This window comes from Klebsiella sp. RHBSTW-00484, assembly GCF_013705725.1.
In the GTDB taxonomy this organism is placed as follows: Bacteria; Pseudomonadota; Gammaproteobacteria; order Enterobacterales; family Enterobacteriaceae; genus Klebsiella.
On sequence record NZ_CP055481.1, the window covers coordinates 5,151,097 to 5,176,825 of the forward strand.

The 25,729-nt window shown below is 55.8% G+C and carries 20 protein-coding genes; 11 read left to right on the forward strand and 9 right to left on the reverse strand.

From position 1 onward, the window contains the following. The first annotated feature begins 18 nt into the window (after nt 1-18). From polB to rluA, 3 genes are all read left to right on the forward strand, one after another. Nucleotides 19-2,376 carry a DNA polymerase II gene (polB, locus tag HV213_RS24215; protein WP_181483619.1) on the forward strand — a complete coding sequence of 786 codons (2,358 nt, stop codon included), beginning with the start codon at nt 19-21 and terminating at the stop codon, nt 2,374-2,376. 186 nt (nt 2,377-2,562) lie between these two features. Further along, nucleotides 2,563-5,469, forward strand: a complete 2,907-nt coding sequence (rapA, locus tag HV213_RS24220; protein ID WP_181483620.1) for an RNA polymerase-associated protein RapA — start codon at nt 2,563-2,565, stop codon at nt 5,467-5,469. 12 nt (nt 5,470-5,481) lie between these two features. Further along, nucleotides 5,482-6,141 (forward strand): bifunctional tRNA pseudouridine(32) synthase/23S rRNA pseudouridine(746) synthase RluA, encoded by a 660-nt coding sequence (rluA, locus tag HV213_RS24225; protein WP_110272602.1) that lies wholly within the window; start codon nt 5,482-5,484, stop codon nt 6,139-6,141. Between the two features lie 82 nt (nt 6,142-6,223). Here rluA and citX read toward each other — a convergent pair whose 3' ends face one another. Both citX and HV213_RS24235 read right to left on the reverse strand, forming a co-directional pair. After that, nucleotides 6,224-6,763, reverse strand: a complete 540-nt coding sequence (citX, locus tag HV213_RS24230; protein WP_181483621.1) for a citrate lyase holo-[acyl-carrier protein] synthase — start codon at nt 6,761-6,763, stop codon at nt 6,224-6,226. A gap of 168 nt (nt 6,764-6,931) precedes the next feature. After that, nucleotides 6,932-8,287 (reverse strand): 2-hydroxycarboxylate transporter family protein, encoded by a 1,356-nt coding sequence (locus tag HV213_RS24235; protein ID WP_181483622.1) that lies wholly within the window; start codon nt 8,285-8,287, stop codon nt 6,932-6,934. 449 nt (nt 8,288-8,736) lie between these two features. On the opposite strand from HV213_RS24235, the gene HV213_RS24240 reads away from it, so the two are divergent. Both HV213_RS24240 and HV213_RS24245 read left to right on the forward strand, forming a co-directional pair. Then, nucleotides 8,737-10,362 carry an ATP-binding protein gene (locus HV213_RS24240; protein ID WP_181483623.1) on the forward strand — a complete coding sequence of 542 codons (1,626 nt, stop codon included), beginning with the start codon at nt 8,737-8,739 and terminating at the stop codon, nt 10,360-10,362. Next, on the forward strand, nt 10,352-11,050 hold the full coding sequence (locus HV213_RS24245; protein ID WP_181483624.1) for a response regulator: 699 nt from the start codon (nt 10,352-10,354) through the stop codon (nt 11,048-11,050). The genes HV213_RS24240 and HV213_RS24245 overlap by 11 nt, the downstream gene beginning before the upstream one ends. A gap of 31 nt (nt 11,051-11,081) precedes the next feature. Here the strand turns inward: HV213_RS24245 and djlA are convergent, their stop codons facing one another. Then, the gene (gene djlA, locus HV213_RS24250; RefSeq protein ID WP_181483625.1) at nt 11,082-11,906 is read right to left on the reverse strand and encodes a co-chaperone DjlA; all 825 of its coding nucleotides are present in this window, start codon (nt 11,904-11,906) and stop codon (nt 11,082-11,084) included. 244 nt (nt 11,907-12,150) lie between these two features. On the opposite strand from djlA, the gene lptD reads away from it, so the two are divergent. The 6 genes from lptD to apaH are packed head-to-tail and all read left to right on the forward strand — an operon-like array spanning nt 12,151 to nt 18,928. Next, complete coding sequence (gene lptD / locus HV213_RS24255) at nt 12,151-14,547, forward strand: LPS assembly protein LptD (RefSeq protein ID WP_181483626.1); 2,397 nt, start codon at nt 12,151-12,153, stop codon at nt 14,545-14,547. Nucleotides 14,548-14,600: 53 nt separating this feature from the next. Then, nucleotides 14,601-15,887: a peptidylprolyl isomerase SurA gene (gene surA, locus HV213_RS24260; protein WP_181483627.1), complete on the forward strand. Its 1,287-nt coding sequence runs from the start codon at nt 14,601-14,603 to the stop codon at nt 15,885-15,887. Beyond that, nucleotides 15,888-16,877 (forward strand): 4-hydroxythreonine-4-phosphate dehydrogenase PdxA, encoded by a 990-nt coding sequence (pdxA, locus tag HV213_RS24265; protein WP_181483628.1) that lies wholly within the window; start codon nt 15,888-15,890, stop codon nt 16,875-16,877. Continuing rightward, entirely contained in the window at nt 16,874-17,695 is an 822-nt protein-coding gene (gene rsmA, locus HV213_RS24270; RefSeq protein ID WP_181483629.1) for a 16S rRNA (adenine(1518)-N(6)/adenine(1519)-N(6))-dimethyltransferase RsmA, read from the forward strand. Before pdxA ends, rsmA begins: the two co-directional genes overlap by 4 nt. Nucleotides 17,696-17,697: 2 nt before the next feature. Beyond that, a complete protein-coding gene (apaG, locus tag HV213_RS24275) occupies nt 17,698-18,075 on the forward strand; it encodes a Co2+/Mg2+ efflux protein ApaG (protein WP_110272612.1) in 378 nt (125 codons plus the stop codon). A 4-nt stretch (nt 18,076-18,079) separates the two neighbouring features. Further along, nucleotides 18,080-18,928 (forward strand): bis(5'-nucleosyl)-tetraphosphatase (symmetrical) ApaH, encoded by an 849-nt coding sequence (gene apaH / locus HV213_RS24280; protein ID WP_181483630.1) that lies wholly within the window; start codon nt 18,080-18,082, stop codon nt 18,926-18,928. Nucleotides 18,929-18,966: 38 nt separating this feature from the next. Here apaH and folA read toward each other — a convergent pair whose 3' ends face one another. From folA to HV213_RS24310, 6 genes are all read right to left on the reverse strand, one after another. Further along, the gene (gene folA, locus HV213_RS24285) at nt 18,967-19,446 is read right to left on the reverse strand and encodes a type 3 dihydrofolate reductase (protein WP_004098524.1); all 480 of its coding nucleotides are present in this window, start codon (nt 19,444-19,446) and stop codon (nt 18,967-18,969) included. 198 nt (nt 19,447-19,644) lie between these two features. After that, nucleotides 19,645-21,510, reverse strand: a complete 1,866-nt coding sequence (kefC, locus tag HV213_RS24290) for a glutathione-regulated potassium-efflux system protein KefC (protein ID WP_181483631.1) — start codon at nt 21,508-21,510, stop codon at nt 19,645-19,647. Then, complete coding sequence (gene kefF / locus HV213_RS24295; RefSeq protein ID WP_110272616.1) at nt 21,503-22,036, reverse strand: glutathione-regulated potassium-efflux system oxidoreductase KefF; 534 nt, start codon at nt 22,034-22,036, stop codon at nt 21,503-21,505. Before kefF ends, kefC begins: the two co-directional genes overlap by 8 nt. Nucleotides 22,037-22,131: 95 nt before the next feature. Then, complete coding sequence (locus HV213_RS24300) at nt 22,132-23,436, reverse strand: MFS transporter (RefSeq protein WP_181483632.1); 1,305 nt, start codon at nt 23,434-23,436, stop codon at nt 22,132-22,134. Nucleotides 23,437-23,507: 71 nt separating this feature from the next. Beyond that, complete coding sequence (locus HV213_RS24305; RefSeq protein ID WP_181483633.1) at nt 23,508-24,458, reverse strand: 2-hydroxyacid dehydrogenase; 951 nt, start codon at nt 24,456-24,458, stop codon at nt 23,508-23,510. A gap of 210 nt (nt 24,459-24,668) precedes the next feature. Continuing rightward, nucleotides 24,669-25,661 carry a LacI family DNA-binding transcriptional regulator gene (locus HV213_RS24310; RefSeq protein ID WP_181483634.1) on the reverse strand — a complete coding sequence of 331 codons (993 nt, stop codon included), beginning with the start codon at nt 25,659-25,661 and terminating at the stop codon, nt 24,669-24,671. Nucleotides 25,662-25,729: the final 68 nt, after the last annotated feature.

Genomic DNA, 25,729 nt, shown 5'->3' on the forward strand with positions numbered 1-25,729 from the left:
TACTGATGAGAGCACGGCGTGACGCAGCCACGAGAAGGTTTTTTACTGACCCGTCACTGGCGGGATACCGCGCAGGGCACCGAACTGACCTTCTGGCTGGCGACCGACGACGGTCCGCTTCAGGTCACGCTGCCGCCGCAGGAATCCGTTGCTTTCATCCCCGAATCCCAGCGCGCGCAGGTTGAACGCCTGCTGCAAGGGGAAAACGGCCACCGTCTTGCTCCCCTCACCCTGAAAGATTTTCATCGCCAGCCGGTGTTTGGCCTCTACTGCCGCGCTCACCGCCAGCTGATGCGGCTGGAAAAAAAGCTGCGCGAAAACGGCATCACGGTCTATGAAGGCGACATTCGTCCGCCAGAGCGCTATCTGATGGAGCGCTTTATCACCGCCCCGGTGTGGGTCGAAGGCGACGCGCGTGGCCAGCAGCTGGTTAACGCGCGGATGAAGCCCAACCCCGATTACCGCCCGCCGCTGAAATGGGTCTCACTGGATATCGAAACCAGCCGCCACGGCGAGCTCTACTGCATCGGCCTTGAAGGCTGCGGGCAGCGGGTCGTCTATATGCTCGGGCCTGAACCCGTCTCACCGCCTGCCGTTGATTTCAATCTGGAGTACGTCGCCAGCCGCCCCCTGCTGCTGGAAAAGCTTAATGCCTGGTTTGCCGCCCACGACCCGGACGTACTGATCGGCTGGAACGTAGTGCAGTTCGATTTACGCGTCCTGCAAAAGCATGCCGAGCGCTATCGTATCCCGCTGATGCTCGGGCGCGGCAACAGCGAGCTGGAGTGGCGCGAGCACGGTTTTAAAAACGGCGTCTTCTTCGCTCAGGCCAACGGCCGCTTAATTATCGACGGTATCGAGGCGCTAAAATCCGCCTTCTGGAACTTCTCCTCTTTTGCGCTGGAATCGGTCGCTCGTGAGCTGCTCGGCGAGGGGAAAGCCATTGATAATCCCTGGGATCGGATGGACGAAATCGACCGCCGCTTTAACGAAGATAAACCGGCGCTGGCGACCTATAACCTCCAGGACTGCGAGCTGGTTACGCGTATCTTTCATAAAACGGAGATCATGCCGTTTTTGCTGGAGCGCGCGACGGTCAACGGCCTGCCAGCAGATCGTCACGGCGGCTCGGTCGCCGCCTTCGGCCATCTCTATTTCCCGCGTATGCACCGTTTGGGCTACGTCGCGCCAAACCTCGGCGAAGTGCCGCCACAGGCCAGCCCCGGCGGCTACGTGATGGACTCGCGGCCCGGCCTGTACGATTCGGTGCTGGTGCTGGACTATAAGAGCCTGTACCCGTCAATTATCCGCACCTTCCTGATTGACCCGGTCGGGCTGGTCGAGGGGCTGGCGCAGCCCGATAACGAACACAGCACCGAAGGCTTTCTCGGCGCACGTTTCTCGCGTGAGAAACACTGCCTGCCGGGTATTGTCGGGCAAATCTGGCACGGGCGCGATGAGGCTAAACTGCACAAAAACAAACCGCTGTCGCAGGCGCTGAAGATCATCATGAACGCCTTTTATGGCGTGCTGGGCACCAGCGCCTGCCGCTTTTTCGATCCGCGCCTGGCCTCCTCAATCACCATGCGCGGCCACGCCATTATGCGCCAGACCAAAGCGCTGATTGAATCCCAGGGCTATGACGTTATCTACGGCGATACCGACTCCACCTTCGTGTGGCTAAAGCGCGCCCACAGCGAAGAAGAGGCAAGCAAAATCGGCCGCTCGCTGGTGGCCTTCGTCAATGCGTGGTGGGCAACAGAACTTGGCAAAGATAATCTGACCAGCATCCTGGAACTGGAGTTTGAAACCCACTTCTGCCGCTTTTTAATGCCGACCATTCGCGGTGCCGATACCGGCAGTAAAAAACGCTACGCCGGGATGATTCAGGATGCAGACGAGCAGCGGATGGTGTTTAAAGGGCTGGAGACGGTACGCACCGACTGGACGCCGCTGGCCCAGCAGTTTCAACAGGAGCTTTATCTGCGCATCTTCCGCAATCAGCCTTACCGGGAGTATGTGCGCGAAACCATTGATAAGCTGATGAACGGCGAGCTTAACGATCGGCTGATCTACCGTAAACGTCTGCGCCGCCCGCTGGCGGAGTATCAGCGCAATGTGCCGCCGCACGTGCGAGCGGCCAGGCTCGCGGATGAGCAAAACGTCAAGCTGGGCAGGCCGCAGCAGTATCAGCAGCGCGGCAGCATTAAGTATGTCTGGACCACCAGCGGACCCGAGCCGGTGGACTACCAACAATCACCGCTCGATTATGAGCACTATTTGTCAAAGCAATTACAGCCTGTTGCCGACGGAATTCTTCCCTTTGTCGACGACGATTTTGCTACAATAGTGACAGGTCAGCTGGGGCTATTTTGATTTTCACTCACTCATTCAGCTTGCAAAAAAGCTACAAATTGAGGGGTGAGGAGGACGTGACGAACGTTCCGCCATCCAGTAATATAGCGCCCTTTCCATTCCCGGACCCAATATTGACGCATCTCCGACCTTTCAGGAGACTCTCAACTATTGCCTGCAATTAAAGAACTAAAGAGCCGAACATATATGCCTTTTACACTTGGTCAACGCTGGATTAGCGACACAGAGAGCGAACTGGGATTAGGGACGGTGGTTGCGCTGGATGCGCGCATGGTTACCCTTCTTTTCCCTGCTATCGGCGAAAACCGTCTGTACGCACGCAACGACTCCCCGATCACCCGCGTGATGTTTAACCCGGGCGATACCATCACCAGCCACGAAGGCTGGCAGCTCCAGGTTGACGAAGTTAATGAAGAGAACGGCCTGCTGGCCTATACCGGCACCCGTCTCGATACCGAAGAAGCCAACGTCGTCCTGCGTGAAGTGCTGCTCGACAGCAAGCTGGTCTTCAGCAAACCGCAGGATCGCCTGTTCGCCGGACAGATCGACCGCATGGACCGTTTCGCCCTGCGCTATCGCGCGCGCAAATTTCAGAGCGAACAGTACCGTATGCCGTGGAGCGGCCTGCGCGGACAGCGCACCAGCCTGATCCCACATCAGTTGAATATCGCCCACGATGTCGGTCGCCGTCACGCGCCGCGCGTCCTGCTGGCTGATGAAGTGGGCTTAGGTAAAACCATCGAAGCCGGGATGATCCTCCATCAACAATTGCTCAGTGGCGCTGCCGAACGGGTGCTGATCGTCGTTCCGGAAACTCTGCAACACCAATGGCTGGTGGAAATGCTGCGCCGCTTCAACCTGCGCTTCTCGCTGTTTGATGACGAACGCTATGCCGAAGCCCAGCACGACGCCCTTAACCCGTTCGAAACCGAACAACTGGTTATCTGCTCGCTGGATTTCGTGCGCCGCAGCAAGCAACGTCTGGAACACCTGTGCGATGCCGAGTGGGACATTATGGTCGTCGACGAAGCACACCACCTGGTGTGGAGCGAAGAGGCACCTAGCCGTGAATATCAGGCGATTGAACAGCTGGCCGAACGCGTGCCGGGCATTCTGCTGCTGACCGCAACCCCGGAGCAGCTGGGTATGGAGAGCCACTTCGCTCGCCTGCGTCTGCTTGACCCTAGCCGTTTCCATGATTTCGCTCAGTTCGTTGAAGAACAGCAAAACTACCGCCCGGTGGCCGACGCCGTTGCCCTGCTGCTGGCGGGCAATAAACTCAACGATGCCGAGCTGAACGCGCTGAGCGATCTGATCGGCGAGCAGGATATCGAGCCGTTATTGCAGGCCGCCAACAGCGACCGCGATGACGCCCAGGCCGCCCGTCAGGAGCTGGTCTCCATGCTGATGGATCGCCACGGCACCAGCCGCGTGCTGTTCCGCAACACCCGTAACGGCGTCAAAGGTTTCCCGAAACGCGAGCTGCACACCATTCGTTTGCCGCTGCCGACCCAGTACCAGACCGCTATCAAGGTCTCCGGCATTATGGGTGCGCGCAAAACCGCAGAGGAACGCGCTCGCGATATGCTCTACCCGGAACAGATTTATCAGGAATTTGAAGGCGATAGCGGTACCTGGTGGAACTTCGACCCGCGCGTCGATTGGCTGATGGGCCACCTCACCAGCCATCGCTCGCAGAAAGTGCTGGTCATCTGCGCCAAAGCGGCCACCGCATTGCAGCTGGAGCAGGTACTGCGCGAGCGCGAAGGTATCCGCGCGGCAGTGTTCCATGAGGGCATGTCGATTATCGAGCGCGACCGCGCCGCCGCCTGGTTTGCTGAAGAGGATACCGGCGCTCAAGTGCTACTGTGTTCTGAAATCGGCTCCGAAGGGCGTAACTTCCAGTTCGCCAGCAACCTGGTGATGTTCGACCTGCCGTTCAACCCGGATCTGCTCGAGCAGCGTATCGGCCGTCTCGACCGTATCGGCCAGGCCCACGATATTCAGATCCACGTTCCGTATCTGGAAAGAACCGCTCAGTCGGTGCTGGTACGTTGGTATCACGAAGGGCTGGACGCATTCGAGCACACCTGTCCGACCGGTCGCACCGTTTACGACAGCGTGCATAACGAACTGATTAACTACCTTGCCGCGCCAGAAAATACCGACGGCTTTGACGATTTGATCAAATCCTGTCGCCAGCAGCACGACGCGCTGAAAGTCCAACTGGAACAAGGTCGCGACCGCCTACTGGAAATCCATTCCAACGGCGGAGAAAAAGCCCAGGCACTGGCGGAAAGCATTGAAGAGCAGGATGACGACACTAGCCTTATCGCCTTCTCCATGAACCTGTTTGATATTGTCGGCATCAACCAGGACGATCGCGGTGAAAACCTGATTGTGCTGACCCCGTCAGATCATATGTTGGTTCCTGACTTCCCGGGCCTGCCGGAAGATGGCTGCACCATTACCTTCGAACGTGATGTTGCGCTGTCTCGCGAAGACGCACAGTTCATCACCTGGGAGCACCCGCTGATTATCAACGGCCTGGATCTGATCCTCTCCGGCGATACCGGCAGCAGCACCATTTCCCTGTTGAAGAACAAAGCGCTGCCGGTAGGAACCCTGCTGCTGGAGCTGATTTACGTCGTCGAAGCGCAGGCGCCGAAGCATCTGCAGCTTAACCGCTTCCTGCCGCCGACGCCGGTACGCATGCTGCTCGACAAAAACGGTAATAACCTCGCCGGTCAGGTGGAGTTCGAAAGCTTTAACCGCCAGCTGAGCGCAGTTAACCGCCATACCGGCAGCAAGCTGGTTAACGCCGTCCAACAGGATGTTCACGCCATTTTGCAGCAGGGCGAAGGCCAGGTGGCAAAAGCGGCCCAGGCACTGATCGACGCCGCGCGTAGCGAAGCTGACGATAAGCTGTCGGCTGAACTGTCGCGTCTTGAAGCGCTGCGCGCCGTTAACCCGAACATCCGCGATGATGAACTGGCGGCTATCGAGAGCAACCGTCAGCAGGTGATGGACGCGCTGGCCCAGGCAGGCTGGCGTCTCGACGCGCTGCGCTTAATCGTGGTCACCCACCAGTAACGGAACACGAATATGGCGATGGAAAACTACAATCCGCCACAGGATCCCTGGCTGGTTATCCTTTATCAGGATGAGCACATTATGGTGGTCAACAAGCCCAGCGGCTTGTTGTCCGTGCCGGGGCGACTGGAGGAACACAAAGACAGCGTGATGACGCGCATTCAGCGCGACTTCCCGCAAGCTGAGTCAGTGCACCGCCTGGATATGGCCACCAGCGGCGTGATTGTGGTGGCGCTGACCAAAGCAGCTGAGCGCGAGCTGAAGCGTCAGTTCCGCGAACGCGAGCCGAAAAAGCAGTACGTCGCTCGCGTGTGGGGGCATCCGGAAAAAGCGGAAGGACTGGTGGATTTACCGCTGATTTGCGACTGGCCAAACCGGCCAAAGCAGAAGGTGTGTTACGAAACCGGCAAAGCGGCGCAAACCGAGTATGAAGTGCTGGAGTTTGCACAAGATAATACCGCCCGCGTGCGCCTGAAGCCGATTACCGGACGTTCGCATCAGCTGCGCGTACATATGCTGGCGCTGGGTCATCCGATTCTTGGCGACCGCTTTTACGCCTCGCCAGAAGCGCTGGCCATGGCGCCGCGTCTGCTGCTGCACGCCGAAACGCTGACCATCACCCACCCATCGTTCGGTAACGCGATGACGTTTCGCGCCCCCGTCGATTTCTAATCGTTCAGAACTGTCCCGGGTCGTGCCGCTCGCGACTCACCCGGGCTATCCCATCGCTTATTCAGCAAACGAGAAGTTCGCGTTAATCGCGGGCAAACCACGCATCAATCATCTTCTCGACGCGAGCGACAACCAGCCCGGTATCATGACGACGACTGCGGGCGCAGGCGTGTGCGGGTTCTTCGCACAGCAGGCAGCGGCGTTGATTTTCACCCATTGATTGACGACCAACCAGGCCATTTTTCGGGCAAATCACGTCGATATCCCACAGGCGGCCCAGCGGATGAGCCTGTTCCAGCTCCGAGCAAAACGCTTTGATTTCACTGGCGGCGTGATCAACACACCACAACGCTTCCGGGCCAGTCGGCAGCCACAAGACCTGGCGATCGAGCGTTTGCCAGCGATGTTTCCACAGCATCTGATCGCAGGCCTGCAGCGCCACACCCATCATATTACGGTAGCGAATGCTGTCTTTCACCGCACCCGGCGTCACCAGAGTCAGCGAAATCACCGGCTGCTGATAATGGGCTAACCAGTCGGCCTGGCGAGCCGCGCGCTGCTCTTTCGCCGCCAGCAGCGCTTCCATGCTTACGCCCTCACGGGCGAGAGTATCCACTGACATTTGTTCCTCTCCTCACTTAATAAAAGACAGCGATCGGGCTGTCGTCGCAATAGCGAATAATGGCGCTGATTGTATCGCTAAACGATCCCTGTTTTGGAGACGGGGCGCAGAAATTTTCTGCGCCATTTAGCACGAAAAAGCAGACTTAACTGTTACAAAAAAGTTAAATCAGGCTAAAAAATGACTGAGGAATAGCAGACCCAATGAAACATTAATCGCACCACCAATTCTTGTTGCGATCTGCGCGAACGGCATCAGGTTCATGCGGTTGCCGGAAGTCAGAATCGCCACGTCGCCAGTGCCGCCCTGACCGCTCTGGCAGCAGGAAACAATCGCCACATCAATCGGGTGCATACCTATCTTTTTCCCCACCACAAAGCCGGTCGCCACCAGCGCCGACACGGTGCTGATAATCACCAGCAGGTTGCTCACAGTGAAGGCGTTGACCAGCTCCTGCCAGGGGGTGATCGCCACGCCAACGGCAAACAGAATCGGATAGGTCACCGCCGTGCGGAAAAATTTATACACCATCTGCGAGCCCTCCTGCAGACGGGGAGAGACACCGTTAGCCAGTTTCAGCAGAACTGCGAGGAACAACATCCCCACCGGAGCCGGCAGGCCAATCATCTTCTGACCCAACATTCCCAGCATATACAGCAGCACAGCCAGCAGCGCGCCGGAGGCCAGCGTCGTCACATCCATTTTTCCCTCAGCGGACTCTTCACGGTGCGTTTCGTTGCGGCGGTTTGGCATCAGTTGTCCTTCGCCGGTTAAATGCGGGAAACGCTTGCCGAGCTGGTTTAAACAGCCGGAGATAACAATCGCCGTCAGGCTGCCCAACATCACCATCGGCAGCACGCGGCCCAGCGCAACGCCCTGATCCATATGCATCAGCGCGGCATAGCCTATCGACAGCGGGATAGCGCCCTCGCCTACGCCGCCAGCCATAATCGGCAGGACAATAAAGAAGAATACCTGGAACGGCTCCAGCCCCAGAGCGGTACCGACGCCAACGCCAACCAGCATGCCAACGATTTCTCCGCACAGCATCGGGAAGAAAATCCGCAGAAAGCCCTGAATTAGCGTGGTACGGTTCATGCTCATGATGCTGCCGACGATAATGCAGCAAATGTAGAGATAGAGAATGTTGGTCGACTTATAGAACTTGGTGGTCGATTCCACCACCACATCCGGCAGCAGGCCATAGTGCACCAGCGCGGAGGGAATAAACGTCGCGCAGATCGCCGCCGCGCCGAGCTTGCCCAGTACCGGCAAACGCTTACCGAATTCACCGCAGGCAAAGCCGAAAAAGGCCAACGTTGCCACCATCACCACAATGTCGCTCGGCAGCTTGCCCCCCAGGCAGTCCAGCGCGATCAGGCCGCCGGCCAGCAGAAACAGCGGCAGCGGGATAATACCGACTTTCCAGTTATCGAGGATATGCCACCAGCGCTGCTTGAGCGGTGCTTTCGGCGTATTAATAGGGTCGATGGTTGCAGAGAATGCATTGTCTGTGGTGCTCATAATTAAGCCCTCTGGTTATTATTACTTTTCAGGTTAGAGGGTCATACGCAGACTTAATGTGAGTCTCGCCAGATTAAGAACGAAGTTTTAATGGTCACTATGGTTTTTATGGTTTCTATTATTTATGTGAAATTGCTCTGATTAATTAGCGTGGTTTTTATGGTTTTTAAATCTATCCGCTCATTCACCTTGATAAATTCACCGCCAGCGGATAATTCTGGTTCCCTGACGCCTGTGCATACCCTAAATAATTCGAGTTGCTTAAAGGCGGCAAGGGAGTGAATCCCCAGGAGCATAGATAAACTATGCGACTGGGGTGAGCGAGCGTAGCCAACACATAAGCGACTTGAAGTATGACGGTATAGGCGTTCACTAATTTCCTTCAACCATGATGTCGGCAGCGCAAAAGATGATAGAGTGCCGCATCCCTGATACTGTGCATCATACTTATGAAAGTTTCATTTCAATTTAAGCTGTTCATTTCGCTGGTCGCCTTTTTCTCAGTTCTGTTCGCACTGCTGGGGGTTTATTATTATTTCGATGCCAGCCATCAGCTTTATCAGGAAATGAGCGCCCGCGCTAAAATACAGGCGGAAGAAATTGCTTTAATGCCGAATTTACGCCAGCAGGTGGCACTTGAAGACCCACAGGCGATAAAACCGTTTATGCAAAATATCGCCGCCCACAGCGACGCCAGCTTTATTGTGATTGGCGATAAGCGGGGAGTGCATCTATTTCACTCGGTCCATCCGGAATGGGTCGGTACGCGGTTAGTTGGCGGCGATAACCAGGCGGTGCTGGAGGGGAAAAGCACCACCACCATCCGTAAAGGCGGGCTCGGTATTTCGCTACGCAGCAAAGCGCCGATTCTCGATGATGCGGGTCGGGTTGTCGGCATTGTCTCCGTTGGCTATCTCACCAGCTACCTCGACAGCATCACGCTGGAAAAAGTGATTAATATTTTCGTCGCCGCCGTACTGCTGCTTATCGCGCTGTTTGTCTTCTCCTGGTACTTCACCCGCAGCATCAAGAAGCAGATTTTCTCGCTCGAGCCGCGGGAAATCGGCCTGCTGGTGCGCCAACAAAAAGCGATGATGGAGTCGATATACGAAGGGGTGATTGTGATTGACTACAATCGGCGAATTAAAGTGATAAACCATGCCGCCCGCAGCCTGCTCGGGCTGAGCCAGCCCGCGTACCAGTTGCGTGGTAAGTCGATCGATAATGTCATCACCCCGCAACCGTTTTTCGCCAGCACAGAGATGCTCGAAAGCGATACCCACGATGAGCTGTGTCGCTTTAATCAGCTTACCGTGCTCGCCAGCCGGGTGCGTATCATGCTGGAGGATTCGCTACAGGGTTGGGTGATCACCTTCCGCGACCGCGATGAAATCAACTCCCTTAGCGCCCAGCTCAGCCAGGTCAAACGCTACGTCGATAACCTGCGCATCATGCGTCACGAGCAGCTAAACCGTATGACCACGCTATCCGGACTACTGCATTTGGGCCACTATGATGAGGCGATTCGCTATATTCAGGCCCAGTCGGAACATGCTCAGGAGCTGCTGGACTTTATCTCATCGCACTTTAATTCACCGACTCTGTGCGGACTGCTGCTGGGTAAAGCCGCCAGAGCGCGGGAAAAAGGCGTTGAGCTGAGCTTTGACCCGGCCTGTCGTATCGACCGTCCTCTGCCGTCGTTGATGGAGTCCGAGTTAATTTCTATCATCGGCAACCTGCTGGATAACGCCATTGAAGCCACTCAGCGCGCCGAACTGCCGCACGAACCGGTTGAGGTTCTGATCCAGTTGAACGCCCGGGAGTTAATGATTGAAGTGGCTGACCGCGGGGTTGGTATTCGTGCGGAAATCCGCGAGCGCATTTTTGAACGCGGTGTTACCACCAAAACCCGTGGCGATCACGGCATGGGTCTGTATCTTATTGAACGTTATGTCACTCAGGCGGGCGGCACAATTGAAGTGTCCGATAACACGCCGCGCGGCGCGATTTTCACGCTGTTTATTCCCGCTGATGGGCCTGTTCATCCGCAACAAGAGACGCACTATGCATCATGACCTGGTCGATGTCCTGATCATCGAGGATGAAAACGAACTGGCGCGCCTGCACGCCGAGCTTATCCAGAAACACCCGCGCATGCGGCTGGTGGGTATAGCAGCCTCACTCACTCAAGCGCGGCAAATGCTCAATACCAGGCCACCGCAGTTGGTGCTGCTCGATAACTACCTGCCGGATGGTAAAGGGGTCACGCTGATGACCGATCCCATTCTGGCTAATGCCCACTGCTCGGTGATTTTTATCACTGCCGCCAGCGATATGGAAACCTGTAGCCTGGCTATCCGCAACGGTGCTTTCGATTACATTCTCAAGCCGGTGTCATGGAAGCGCCTGAGCCAGTCGCTAGAGCGGTTTGTGCAGTTTTACGATCAACAGCGCGAATGGAAGATTGTTGACCAGCAGAACGTCGATTCGCTGTATCAACTACAGGCAAAAAACTACCGTACCGACAGCGGCAGTAAAGGCATCGAGGAGAAAACGCTGGCGCTGGTGCAAAACCTGTTTACCGGCAGAGAGGATCGCTGCTTTTCGGTGGATGAGGTGGTTAGCGAGGCAGGATTAAGCAAAACCACTGCCCGGCGCTATCTGGAGCACTGCGTGGAAATTGGCTTTCTGGAAGTGGAGATGCTGTACGGGAAGATTGGCCACCCGCGCCGTATGTATCGTCGCGCCGCAAGCGCATCCTGACGCCTCTCCCCGACGGGGAGAGGCCAGTAGTTTAGAATCCGCGCTGCTCTTTAATCAGCTCCCAGGCTTTCTGGATTTCCTGCGCTTTTTGCTTAGCCATCTCCATCATTTCCGGCGGTAAGCCTTTCGCCACCAGTTTATCCGGATGATGCTCGCTCATCAGCTTACGATAGGCGCGCTTGACGGTGGTGGCATCGTCGGTCGGTTTTACCCCCAACACATTACAGGCATCTTCAAGAGTTGGTCCGCGCTGCGCCTGCTGCCAGCCAGCGTTGCCGCCGTGCTGCCCGTATGACTGCTGCGAACCGCCGCCAAACTGCGCGCCGCCCTGCATCATACGTAGGAACTGCTCAAACTGGGCGCGGGAGATACCTAGCTCATCGGCAATGACAAACAGCACTTCGCGTTCGTTGGGGTGCAGGTCGCCGTCAGCGAAGGCCGCCTGCAGCTGAATTTCCAGAAACATCCGAATCAAATCGAACCGACCAAAACAGACGCTGCGCAGCTGGCGCATTTTCTCACGCAGCGGGTAATCATCTGATTTTCCGACCCGAAACGCGTGCTGCGCCGCGGTGCGCGCTTCGCCGTGCAGGCTCATGCGATCCATCAGTAAATTGGCGACGTGGATATCCGCTTCGGTGACGCGCCCTTTGGATTTAGTCAGATGCCCCATCACCTCGAAGGTGGTGGAGAAGAATAGTGACTGACGCTCCTGCTGGTTGGTAAAAACATTCAGCCGACGACTGCGCGCGCGGTCAAACATATGCCCGATTAAGAAGCCCAGCACCACGCCCCAAAAACCGCCACCCATCATTAACGCAACCGCAACGCCAATTATTTTACCCAAATACTGCATAGACTCCCCAATCTCTCTGCCGCCAGTTAAGCTATATCTGACCGCACATTACAAAGCGTTGACGCCTCGGTCAATTGTGGGACATAGCCTATAATTTGCTTTATCATACTCGTCATTCTACACGGTGCCTAACGCTCGGGTTCGAAACGGGCAGGATTAACACTAGCGCGATTAAGATGAGTACGTTAGGCTCTGACCGTTTGCAAGCCGCTGCCACACGATGACGGAACAACAAATACAACGTATGAAAAAACGTATTCCCAGCCTCCTGGCCACCATGATTGCCAGCGCCTTGTATAGCCAACAGGGCCTCGCTGCCGATCTCGCCACGCAATGTATGCTTGGCGTCCCAAGCTACAATCGTCCTCTGGTTGAAGGGAAACCCAACGACCTGCCGGTGACGATCGATGCCGATCATGCGAAGGGTAATTATCCTGATAACGCCGTCTTTACCGGCAGCGTTGATATCAATCAGGGTAATAGCCGCCTGCAGGCCGATGAAGTTCAGCTCCATCAACAGCAGGCCGCGGGTCAGCCGCAGCCTGTACGCACGGTCGATGCGCTCGGCAACGTTCACTACGACGACAATCAGGTTATCCTGAAAGGGCCAAAGGCCTGGTCGAACCTGAACACCAAAGATACCAACGTCTGGCAGGGCGACTACCAAATGGTTGGCCGTCAGGGGCGCGGTACCGCTGACCTGATGAAACAGCGCGGTGAAAACCGCTATACCATTTTAGAAAACGGCAGCTTTACCTCCTGTCTGCCGGGTTCTGACACCTGGAGCGTCGTCGGCAGCGAAGTTATCCACGACCGCGAAGAGCAGGTGGCGGAGATCTGGAACGCACGCTTTAAGCTCGGCTCGGTACCGATTTTTTACAGTCCCTACCTGCAGCTGCCGGTGGGCGATAAGCGTCGTTCAGGCTTCCTGATCCCTAACGCTAAATACAGCACCAAAAACGGCGCAGAATTCTATCTTCCTTATTACTGGAATATCGCGCCGAACTTTGATGCCACGATCACCCCGCACTATATGAGCAAGCGTGGCGGTGTGATGTGGGAAAACGAATTTCGCTACCTGACTCAGGCTGGCGCGGGTTTATTCGAGTTTGATTACCTACCATCGGATAAGGTTTACGAGGACGATCACTCTGGCGACAGCAACAGTCGCCGCTGGCTGTTCTACTGGAACCATTCTGGCGTCGTAGACCAGGTGTGGCGCTTCAATGCCGACTACACCAAAGTCAGCGACCCGGACTACTTTAACGATTTCAGCTCCAAATACGGTTCCAGTACCGATGGCTACGCTACGCAAAAATTGAGCGCGGGCTACGCCAATCAGAACTTTGACGCGACCGTATCGACCAAGCAATTCCAGGTCTTTGACCGCGACTCAAGCAACGCCTATTCCGCTGAGCCGCAGCTGGACGTGAACTATTATCAGAACGATGTCGGCCCGTTTGATACCCATCTTTACGGGCAGGCGGTGCATTTCGTTAACTCGAACAGCAACCTGCCGGAAGCAACCCGGCTTCACTTCGAGCCGACCATCGATCTGCCGCTGTCTAACGGCTGGGGCAGCATCAATACCGAAGCCAAACTGCTGGCAACCCACTATCAGCAGAACAACATCGATGAATACCGCGCTTACGCTAAGCGGCAGTACAACAATAAGTCTTCAGAATCAAATCAAAATGCGCTTGATTCCGCAAATGCGCTGAAGGATTCGGCAAACCGCGTTATGCCGCAGTTTAAAGTCGATGGCAAAATGGTATTCGAACGCGATATGCAGGAGAGCTATACCCAGACACTTGAACCGCGTATGCAGTATCTGTATATCCCCTATCGTGACCAGAGCCATATTGGCACCTACGACTCAACCCTGCTGCAATCGGACTACAGCGGCCTGTTCCGCGACCGTTCATACAGCGGCCTCGACCGTATAGCTTCAGCCAATCAGCTAACCACCGGCGTCACATCTCGCGTTTATGATGCCGCCGCAGTTGAACGTTTTAATATTTCCGTTGGTCAAATCTACTATTTCACCGAGTCGCGTACCGGTGATGACAACATCAACTGGGAGAACAACGACACGCGGGGTTCACTGGTATGGGCTGGCGATACCTACTGGCGCATCACCGACGATTGGGGTTTACGCGGGGGAATTCAGTACGATACGCGTCTGGATAACGTCGCTACCGGCAGCGGAACCGTGGAATACCGTCGCGACGAAAACCGTTTAGTACAACTTAACTATCGTTACGCGAGCCCGGAATATATTCAGGCGACTCTGCCGTCGTATTCCACCACTCAGCAGTATAAAGATGGTATCTCGCAGGTGGGGATGACCGCCAGCTGGCCAATCGTCGATCGTTGGGCAGTCGTTGGCGCGTACTACTACGACACGAATACCAGAAAGTCAGCAAATCAGATGTTAGGGGTGCAGTATAGCTCTTGTTGCTACGCTATCCGTGTCGGCTATGAACGTAAGATCAACGGCTGGGATAACAGCAGCAACGAAAGCAAATACGACAACACCTTCGGCTTTAACATCGAGCTGCGTGGTCTGAGCTCCAATTACGGTCTCGGCACCCAGCAGATGTTGCGTTCGAACATTTTACCGTACCAGAGCTCCCTGTGATGTGGCTGGTTTAAACGTAATCCGCAATTGCGGTTAATTGAAATGGAAAAAGTATGAAGAACTGGAAAACGCTGCTTCTCGGTATCGCCATGATCGCGAATACCAGTTTCGCTGCCCCACAGGTTGTCGATAAAGTAGCGGCTGTCGTCAATAATGGCGTTGTTCTGGAAAGCGACGTCGCTGGTTTGATGCAATCGGTAAAACTTAACGCCGGCCAGGCCGGGCAGCAGCTGCCGGATGACGCCACCCTGCGTCATCAGATCCTCGAACGTCTGATCATGGATCAGATAGTGCTGCAGATGGGCCAGAAAATGGGCGTGAAAGTCTCTGACGATCAGCTCGACCAGGCCATTGCCAACATCGCTAAGCAGAACAATATGTCGATGGATCAGATGCGCAGTCGTCTGGCCTATGACGGCATTAACTACAACACCTACCGTAGTCAGATTCGCAAAGAGATGACGATTTCGGAAGTGCGTAATAACGAAGTTCGTCGTCGCATCACCGTTCTGCCGCAGGAAGTAGAAACCCTGGCAAAACAAATTGGCGATCAGAATGACGCCAGCACTGAGCTGAACCTCAGCCACATCCTGATCCCGCTGTCGGAAAATCCAACTTCCGAGCAGGTTGCAGAGGCTCAGGACCAGGCAAACTCAGTAGTTGAGCAGGCGCGTAGCGGCTCAGACTTCGGCAAATTAGCCATCACCTACTCTGCCGATCAGCAGGCGCTGAAAGGCGGCCAGATGGGCTGGGGTCGAATTCAGGAACTGCCGGGCATCTTCGCTCAGGCGCTAAGCACCGCGAAGAAAGGCGATATCGTTGGCCCGATTCGTTCCGGCGTTGGCTTCCATATCCTGAAAATTAACGATATGCGCGGCGGCAGCAAAAGTATCTCCGTTACCGAAGTTCACGCTCGCCACATCCTGCTGAAACCTTCGCCGATCATGAACGACGATCAGGCACGGGCGAAGCTTGAACAGATCGCAGCAGATATTAAGAGCGGCAAAACCACCTTTGCTCAAGCGGCGAAAGAGTTCTCTGAAGATCCGGGTTCTGCTAACCAGGGCGGTGATTTAGGTTGGGCGACTCCGGATATCTTCGATCCGGCATTCCGTGATGCGATTCTGCGCCTCAACAAAGGCCAGACCAGCGCTCCGGTTCACTCATCCTTCGGCTGGCACCTGATTGAACTGCTGGATAGCCGCAACGTCGACAAAACCGACGCCGCGCAGAAAGACCGTGCTTACCGCATGCTGATGAACCGTAAATTCTCCGAAGAAGCGGCTACCTGGATGCAGGAACAGCGCGCCAGCGCGTACGTTAAAGTTCTGAGTAACTAAATGACCGGTACACAACGAGTCGTTATCACTCCCGGCGAACCTGCCGGGATTGGCCCCGACCTCGTCGTGCAGCTTGCGCAGCGCGACTGGCCGGTAGAGCTGGTGATTTGCGCCGATGGCGCCCTGTTATCTGACCGAGCAAACCTGCTCGGTCTTCCTTTATCCCTTAGGCCTTACGACCCCACCGCTCCTGCCTCAGCGCAGCGCGCGGGCACCCTGACGCTTCTTCCTGTCGCTCTCAACGTACCGGTTGAGCCAGGTGTGCTTAACGTTAGCAACGGTGGTTACGTGGTCGACACGCTGGCCCGCGCCTGCGATGGCTGCCTGAACGGCGAATTTGCCGCGCTGATCACCGGGCCGGTACATAAGGGCATTATCAACGATGCAGGTATCGCCTTTACCGGCCACACCGAATTCTTTGAAGAGCGCTCACAGGCCAGTAAAGTGGTGATGATGCTGGCAACCGAAGAGCTGCGCGTGGCGCTGGTGACCACTCATCTGCCGCTAAAAGCGATAAGCGATGCGATTACGCCAGATCTGCTGCGTGAAATCATCACCATTCTGCATCACGACCTGCGCACCAAATTTGGCATTAATGACCCGCACGTGCTGGTCTGCGGCCTGAACCCGCATGCAGGCGAAGGCGGTCACATGGGAACGGAAGAGATCGATACGATTATTCCGGTGCTTGAAGAGATGCGCGCAAAGGGCATGAACCTGAGCGGCCCGCTACCGGCAGACACCCTGTTTCAGCCGAAATATCTCGACCATGCCGATGCGGTACTCGCGATGTATCACGATCAGGGCCTGCCCGTGCTAAAATACCAGGGCTTTGGCCGCGGCGTGAATATTACGCTCGGTTTACCTTTTATTCGCACCTCCGTTGACCACGGTACCGCACTCGAACTTGCGGGCCAGGGAAAAGCGGAAGTCGGCAGTTTTATCACGGCGCTTAATCTCGCCATCAAAATGATTGTTAATACCCAATGAATAATCGAGTCCATCAGGGCCACTTAGCCCGTAAACGTTTCGGGCAAAACTTTCTCAACGATCAGTTCGTGATCGACAGCATTGTCTCGGCCATTAATCCACAAAAAGATCAGGCGATTGTTGAAATCGGCCCTGGCCTTGCGGCACTGACCGAGCCGGTCGGTGAACGCCTCGACAAGTTGACCGTTATCGAGCTGGACCGCGATCTGGCTGCACGTTTGCAAACGCATCCGTTCCTCGGACCGAAGCTGACGATTTATCAGCAAGATGCCATGACCATGAACTTTCGCGAGCTGTCGCAGACCATGGGCCAGCCGCTGCGCGTGTTTGGCAACCTGCCGTACAATATCTCCACGCCGCTGATGTTCCATCTGTTCAGCTATACTGATGCCATTGCCGACATGCACTTTATGCTGCAAAAAGAAGTCGTCAATCGTCTGGTTGCCGGGCCGAACAGTAAGGCGTATGGTCGATTGAGCGTGATGGCGCAATATTACTGCCAGATAATTCCGGTACTTGAAGTCCCGCCGAGCGCCTTTACGCCAGCACCTAAAGTGGATTCTGCCGTCGTGCGTCTGGTGCCTTACCGTACGCTGCCGCATCCGGTAAAAGAGATTCGCGTGCTGAGCCGCATCACCACCGAGGCTTTCAACCAGCGTCGGAAAACGATCCGTAACAGCCTCGGCAATCTGTTCAGCATCGAGGTTCTGACCGAACTGGGGATCGACCCGGCGAAGCGCGCAGAAAATATTTCCGTGGCGCAGTATTGTCAGTTAGCTAACTGGTTATCTGAGAACGCGCCCACCAAGGAGAGCTAACCATGATCAATTCGCCCCGAGTTTGTGTGCAGGTACAAAGCGTCTATATCGAATCGCAATCTTCTCCGGAAGAAGAGCGCTACGTTTTCGCTTATACCGTCACCCTGCGTAATTTGGGGCGGACTCAGGTTCAGCTTCTTGGTCGCTACTGGCTTATCACCAACGGCAATGGTCGTGAGACCGAAGTTCAGGGTGAAGGGGTTGTCGGCGAGCAGCCGCATATTCCGGCCGGCGGCGAATTTCAATATACCAGCGGCGCGGTCATTGAAACGCCGCTGGGCACCATGCAGGGACACTATGAGATGATCGATGTGAACGGCGCGCCGTTCTCCGTTGATGTCCCTGTTTTCCGTCTCGCAGTACCCACTCTCATCCATTAAAACAATGTCTACATACCTTATTGGCGATGTTCACGGTTGCTACGATGAACTGATCGCATTATTAGAGCAGGTGGAGTTTAATCCTGAGGCTGATACGCTGTGGCTCACGGGCGACCTGGTCGCGCGCGGCCCCGGTTCTCTGGAAGTACTGCGTTTCGTTAAGCTACTCGGCGATAGCGTACGCACCGTGCTGGGCAATCACGACTTACACTTGCTGGCGGTCTTCGCGGGTATCAGTCGTAACAAGCCGAAAGACCGGCTGAAATCATTGCTTGAAGCACCGGATGCTGACGAGCTCCTCAACTGGCTGCGCCGCCAGCCGCTGATGCAAATCGATGAAGAAAAAAAGCTGGTGATGGCCCATGCAGGAATCACTCCGCAGTGGGATCTGGAAACCGCCAAACAGTGCGCCCGCGATGTTGAAGCGGTGCTGTCCAGCGACTCCTACCCGTTCTTCCTCGATGCCATGTACGGCGATATGCCGAACAACTGGAGCAACGAACTCAGCGGTCTGGCACGCCTGCGCTTTATCTCCAACGCTTTTACCCGCATGCGCTACTGCTTCCCGAACGGGCAGTTGGATATGTATGCTAAAGAAGCGCCGGAAAGCGCCCCCGCACCGCTCAAACCGTGGTTCGCCATTCCTGGCCCGGTGGCTAGCGAATACAGCATCGCCTTCGGTCATTGGGCTTCGCTGGAAGGAAAAGGAACGCCGGAAGGGATTTACGCACTGGATACTGGCTGCTGCTGGGGCGGAGATCTCACCTGTCTGCGCTGGGAAGATAAAATGTACTTCACGCAGCCGTCGAATCGACAGAAAAATATGGATGAAGGCGAGGCGATCGCCTCCTGAGAAAAGTCCCCCGGTAGCCATAGCCACCGGGGAAAGCTTTAGCGGCGTTCCAGAATCTCGAAGCAGTAGCTGTGGGAATTCTGCGCATCAGCGTCGTGAAACTCGCTGAATACCGACTCCCACTCATCCGGATCGTAATCCGGGAAATGGGTATCGCCTTCCACTTCAGCATCAATATGCGTCAGATAGAGCTTGTGCGCTTTCGGCAGGAACTGCTCGTAAACGCGACCACCGCCAATCACCATCATCTCTTCAACATCGCCGCAGGCGGCAATGGCTTCATCAACGGACTTCACCCACTGCACGCGATCGTCGGTGCCGGGCTGGCTGCTAATAACGATATTTTTACGCCCCGGTAACGGGCGTCCGATGGATTCCCAGGTCAGACGACCCATTACTACCGGCTTGTTTAAGGTGTTGCGCTTAAACCAGGCGAGATCGGCAGGCAGATTCCACGGCATGGCGTTTTCCATACCGATGACGCGATCTACCGCTAACGCCGCAATCAGACTGATCATTGATTAATTCCCGAATGCAAAAAATTGCCGCCACTATACGGAAAGCGTAATACTTCGTCGACTGGGCGGAGAGTAAAGAATCAGAAAATTTTAAGATTTGCTGGCAAGCCCACGTAAGCCACGTGAGCCGCCAGAACAGGATCTAAATTGAAAACAAATTGTTACTTGTAAAGCTAGCGTAACACGCGTAATTCATCGTCAGGCCGAGGGCTTATTCTGTGGCTCATCGGCAATATCGCCAGTGTGCCGTCCCTCTTCCGTCCCCTGCCAACCATGGCGCTGAACCAGCGATAAATGGTTGCGATCCTCGTTGATAATGCCGGTCAGCATATCGCTGGTGCGTTTGAACACCGCCACCCGGGAAGCCGCATCGTTTTCCGCCATCGCCACCATCTCTTCAACCATTTGCAGATTGAAACGGCGGAACAGATCGGCACGCTCGCGAGCCTCATATGCCCCCAGCCCCAGCGCCTCGAGGGTCATACGCCCGGACTTCAGCGCCGCTTCAAAGGTTTCACGCTCTGGCGCTTCCACTCCGGCCTGACGCAGCTTGATGTAATGATCGACATCGCGGGCGCGCGAGATAATTTGCAGATGCGGGAAGTGCTCTTTCGCCAGTTCCGCCAGCTGCAGGTTAGTCTGCGGATCGTCGATGGCGTTAATCAGCACTTCTGCTTTTTCCGCCCCCGCCGATTCAAGCAGATCAACCCGCGTCGCATCGCCGTAGAACACTTTCATATCAAATTTGCGCAGGGTATCGACGTGGTCTGGGTCGTGATCGAGGATAACCATCTTCACGCCGCTGGAGAGCAGCACGCGACCGGCAATCTGCCCGTAGCGACCGAATCCGGCGATGATGACTCGCGGCTGCTCTTCATCAATCTCATCGGCTTCACGCTCCTGACCGCTGGCGGATTTTTCCAGACGGGTAAGCAAAACCAGCAGGATTGGCGTCGCCGCCATCGATAATGCAACGGCCAGGGTCAGCGCCTTCGCCCACTCGCTGTCCAACACATCAGCCATCTGCGCCGCGCCGAAGACCACGAAAGCAAACTCGCTTCCCTGCCCGAGTAACACCGCAAACCAGCGGCGCTGGGAGCGCGGCACGCCTAACGGTTTAGCAATCAGCCACAGCATCACGGACTTAATAACCAGGAAACCCACCAGCAGAATAAGAATGCGCAGCGGGTGAGTCACCAGGGTACCGAAGTCGATAGACATCCCGACGCCGATAAAAAACAGTCCCAGCAGCAGGCCTTTAAACGGCTCAATATCGCTTTCCAGCGCATGACGGTACTCGGAGCTTGCCAGCAATACTCCGGCAAGGAACGCCCCCATCGCCATCGACAGCCCGACCTCTTCCAGCAGCAGTCCGAAGCCAAACACCAGAAACAGGGCCACGGCGCTGAACACTTCACGCAGACCGGAGCGCGCAACAAAGCGCAGCATAGGCCTGGTCAGATAGCGGCCGAGCGCCACCACCAGCGCCAGCGCGCCCGCCACCTTCAGCGCTGACAGAGCAAACGCCCCCAGCGTCGTTGAACCGCCGCTCGCCGCCAGCAGCGGTATCATCGCCACCAGCGGAATTGCCGCGATATCCTGGAACAACAACACCGCAAAGGCACTCCGGCCCAGCTGCGTCACCGTCAGGTTGCGTTCGTTCATCGCCTGCATGGCAATCGCCGTTGATGAGAGCGCCAGAGTCATACCAATCAGCTCCGCCACCTGCCAGCGCAGGCCCAGCGACATACAGAACAGGCCGATCAGCGCTCCACAGACCACCATCTGCAACGCCCCGCCGCCGAACACCGAGGCGCGCAGCTTCCACAGGCGCTGCGGATCCAGCTCCAGGCCGATGACAAAAAGCATCAGCACCACGCCGATTTCCGCAAAATGCAGAATCGACTCGGCGTCGGTGACCAGCCGCAGCCCCCACGGGCCAATAATACAGCCAGCGATTAGGTAGCCGAGCACCGACCCCAGTCCAAGACGTACGGCAATCGGCACAATCAGCGCGGCGGACCCCAAATAGATGAGCGCCTGTATGAGCGTATGGCTATCCATTATTGTGCGCCTCCTGCCATTCGATTAAGCGTTGCCGATAATGACGCGCCTGCGCCTGAAGGGTTTCGTCATCGCAGACAAAGGTGCAATGCATGGCGAACGGCGGCAACCATTTCATGCCACAGTACAACCCCGTCGCCTGCAGCGGCTGCGCCAGAACGTCAAAACCGGGGAATGAACCGATAGCAAAGTGGCTTTCGCCGCCGCCGGTGGTCACCGCCCACATCAGCGATTTCCCGCGCAGCGCGATACCGTTGTGGCCGTAAGCCCAGCCGTGCGATAACACCTTATCCATCCACAGCTTCAGCAACGGCGGTACGCTGTACCACTGCATCGGATGCTGCCAGATAACCAGATCGGCACGGGCCAGCGCCGCCTGTTCGGCGGCGATATCGATATTGAAATCGGGATAAAGTTGATAGAGAGAGCGTATCTCTACGCCATCAAGCGTCCTTGCCTGCTCAAGCATCCGCTTATTCGCATGCGAGTGCTGCGGATAGGGATGTGCATAAATTATAAGAATCATTGATTCGCCTGCGTTAACTCTTGTTGTAATCAGCAAGAGTGTAGACAGTTAATTGAATCGCTTACAATGATAAGTGTGATTTATATCTCATAGTGTTACGCATTCCGCGGTTGTTTAGCGATCGCGACATCCGGCTGAGCGGTATCGAGGTCGCACTTCTTCGGCAGCAGAAAGGTAATAGTCCCGGCAATGATTAACGATCCGGCCAGCGCGCAAACCGCCACGTTCTGCCCGTAAAGATAAATCATCACCCCCACCAGATACGGACCGCAGAACCCACCAAGGTTACCCAAGCCATTAATCACGCCGCGCGCGCTACCGGCCACCTCCGGCGAGGCGATACGTCCCGGCATTGACCAGAATGGGCTGGTTGCCGATTTAAGGAAGAAGCCGCAGACCACCAGCGCGATATAGGCCGCCACCACATGTTCACGCAATATTACCGAGGCCACCAGCGCCGCTGCGAAGCAGTAAAGCGAGAAACGAACCCATAGACGACGTTTGCCGCTGCGATCGCTGAACAGCGAAATCACGTAGATCCCCGCCAGTGTCGCCATGAACGGCAGTATGGCGAGGAACCCGACGCTGGCCATGCTACCGCCGGTCAGCCCCTTCAGGATGGTCGGCAGCCACAACGTGTAGCCATAATCGCCGGTCTGGTAGAAGAAATTGAGGATCACCAGCTTCATCAGGCCAGGGTTGCGGAACACATCTTTAACCGGCGCGTTGCTTACCGGCGCTTCCGCCAGCTTCGCCGCCCGCTCTGCGGCCAGGGTAGTGACCAGATACTGACGCTCGCTTTCCGGCAACCAGCGCGCCTCTTCCGGACGGTCACTGATCATGAACCACCACACTACCAGCACCACTATCGACAGCAGGCCTTCGATGATAAACAGCCAGCGCCAGTCAAGCGCCGCGATAATCGCGCCCGATACCGGCGCGGTCAGCATGCCGCCCAGCGGAGCAAACATCATCACGAAAGCATTCGCCCGGCCGATCTCTTTCTCCGGGAACCAGTTGCTGATCATGGTCAGCACCACCGGCAGCATTCCGCCCTCAGAGACGCCGAGAATAAAACGCAGTACCAGCAGCTGATATTCGTGAGTGACAAAACCGGTGGCGATAGAGACCACCGCCCAGGCCACCAGCGACCAGGCAATAAATTTCTTCCCGCTGCCGTTTACCGCAATTCTGCCGCCGGGTATTTGCAGAAATAAATAACCAATAAAAAATATTCCGCTGGCGACACCAGCCATCTGGCTGGTAATACCTAAATCGGTTTCCATTCCGCCGGGCAGCGCAAAGCTAATATTAACCCGGTCCATAAACGAAATAATACAGGCGATCAACACCGGCGTAATAATACGCAACCAGCGGGTGCTGGGGATTTTATCGTTCATATATCGCACTCTCTATGCAGAGGTTATCATTGTAATAAAGTGAGCGTAGGGACAGAGAAAAAAGGTGATAATTAATTAATCGCGTTCGGTAATACCGTACCGGCGAAATAAGCAGCAACGTTGGCGTATACCACATCGCTCATTTTCTGCCGCGTCTCATGAGTAGCGCTGGCAACGTGCGGTTGCAGGACCACATTGTCGAGCGCAATGAGTTCAGCTGGTACGTTTGGCTCATCTTCGAAGACGTCGAGACCGGCCCCGGCGATAACACCGTTTTGTAACGCATGTATCAGCGCTTTCTCGTCCACCAGCGAACCACGGGCGATATTAATCAGCCAGGCATGTTTCGGCATGACGTTAAACACGGAAGCATCAATCAGCCCGCAGTTAGCTTCGCCGCCTGAAGCCGCGATCACCAGGAAGTCGCTTTCGTGGGCCAGCGTGTGCAGGTCCGCGCACCACTGATAGCGCAGTCCTTTAACCTTTTTGCGATCGGTGTAGAGCACTTCCATATCGAACCCGCTCGCGCGGCGGGCGATAGCCTGACCGATATTGCCCATCCCCAGCAGGCCAATGCGTTTGCCGCTCACCTGGGTTGCCAGCGGCAGTCCGCCGTTCAGCCAGCGCCCCTCACGCACAAAACGATCGCCCTGACACAGCTGACGCGAACCGGCCAGCAGCAGACCCATCGCCAGGTCGGCAACATCGTTGGTCAACACGCCGGAAGTGATAGAGACGGCAATCTGCCTGGAGCGAGCGAAATCTAAATCAACGGCATCAGTACCCACGCCGAAAATAGCAATCAACCCAACGTGCGGCAGCAGCTCCAGGACGCTGTTCTGTACGCCAACATCGCCTCGGGTCACTACAGCGGCAATGTTTTCCCCCTGCTCGCGCAGAAAAGCGATCGGGTCTTCCTGCTCATACAGGCGATACAGCGGAAACTCTGCAGCCAGTTGCGCCTGCAGAGCGTCAATAACGGGGGCCACTAAAAGGACGGCGCGGGTAATAGCATTATTCATCAGATCACCTGTTTGATAGTTCAGTACGACGGTAGTCACTATCAAACGGGTTTTTTGTGTGGTTTTTTGCGATCTGCGTCACGCTGAATCGTGTTAAAAATAGCTGTTACGCTCTCCGTGATCGCTAAGACAAAACCGGCTTGCGGCGGGAGTACGGCGGGCGACGCGTTAACCTTATGCTAACACCGAGCCATCGCCATTCAGGCAGAGTTAAATGGTTTCGCCCATCGACAGCCGATAATGCAGATCGACTTTTTCGATAGTGGGCAGCCCTTTGATTTTCTTGATTAAGATCTCTGTTGCCACTTTGCCCATCTCAAAGCGCGGGGTCAGCACGCTGGCGAGGCGAGGAGAGATTATCTGCCCTATCTCCAGACCATGAAAACCAGCTATCGCCAGCTCCTGCGGCACATTGATACCGCAAGCGAGGCATTCCTGTAACACGCCGACCGCCAGATCGTCATTGGTGCACAAAATCGCGTCCATATCGGCGTACATCTGCCGCGCCAGGGTCATCATTCCAGTCCCTATCGATACCGACGATACCTTATTCGGCGCGATACGCCCTTGCGGCAATCCGGCATTCGCCATCGCCTGACAGTAACCGGCATAGCGCTGCTCATCACGCACGTCGGACATCGAACCAAAGTAGATAACCCGCCGCTTACCGCTCGCCAGCAGCATATTGGTCATATCAAACCCGGCTTTAAAATTATCGAAGCCAACATTGATACGCCCGACGTTGTCCGTCAGCCCCATCACTTCAGCCACGGGAATTTTCGCCGCATTGAGATATTTGTCAGCCCGCAAAGTATGCGCCGACTCGGTCAATAGCAGGCCCTTGACGTTAAAGGCCAGCACGGCGGCAATCTGCTCCTCTTCGCGCTGGCGGTCGTAATCGTAGTTCACCACCAGCGTCTGATAACCGTGCGCGGTGGTGACCGACTCAATTCCAGCCAGCAGATCGGCAAAAATTTGATTATGAAAGGAGGGAATAAGCACACCAATGCGCGGGACGACAACGCTGATCATCGCCGGATTGTCGGGGTCCGGCTCATAGCCAATTTCGGCAATCACGCTGGCAATACGCTCCGCCGTTTCAGGCTTCACTTTATCCGGGGTACGTAAATAGCGGCTGACGGTCATCTTGGTTACGCCCGCCAGCGCTGCAATATCATTGAGCGTAATGCGTTGTGCTTTCATCTATCGGCCCGTCAAATACATCCACTGCATCAGGCCATTATGCCTGTCGTGGGTTAAAAAGAGAATCT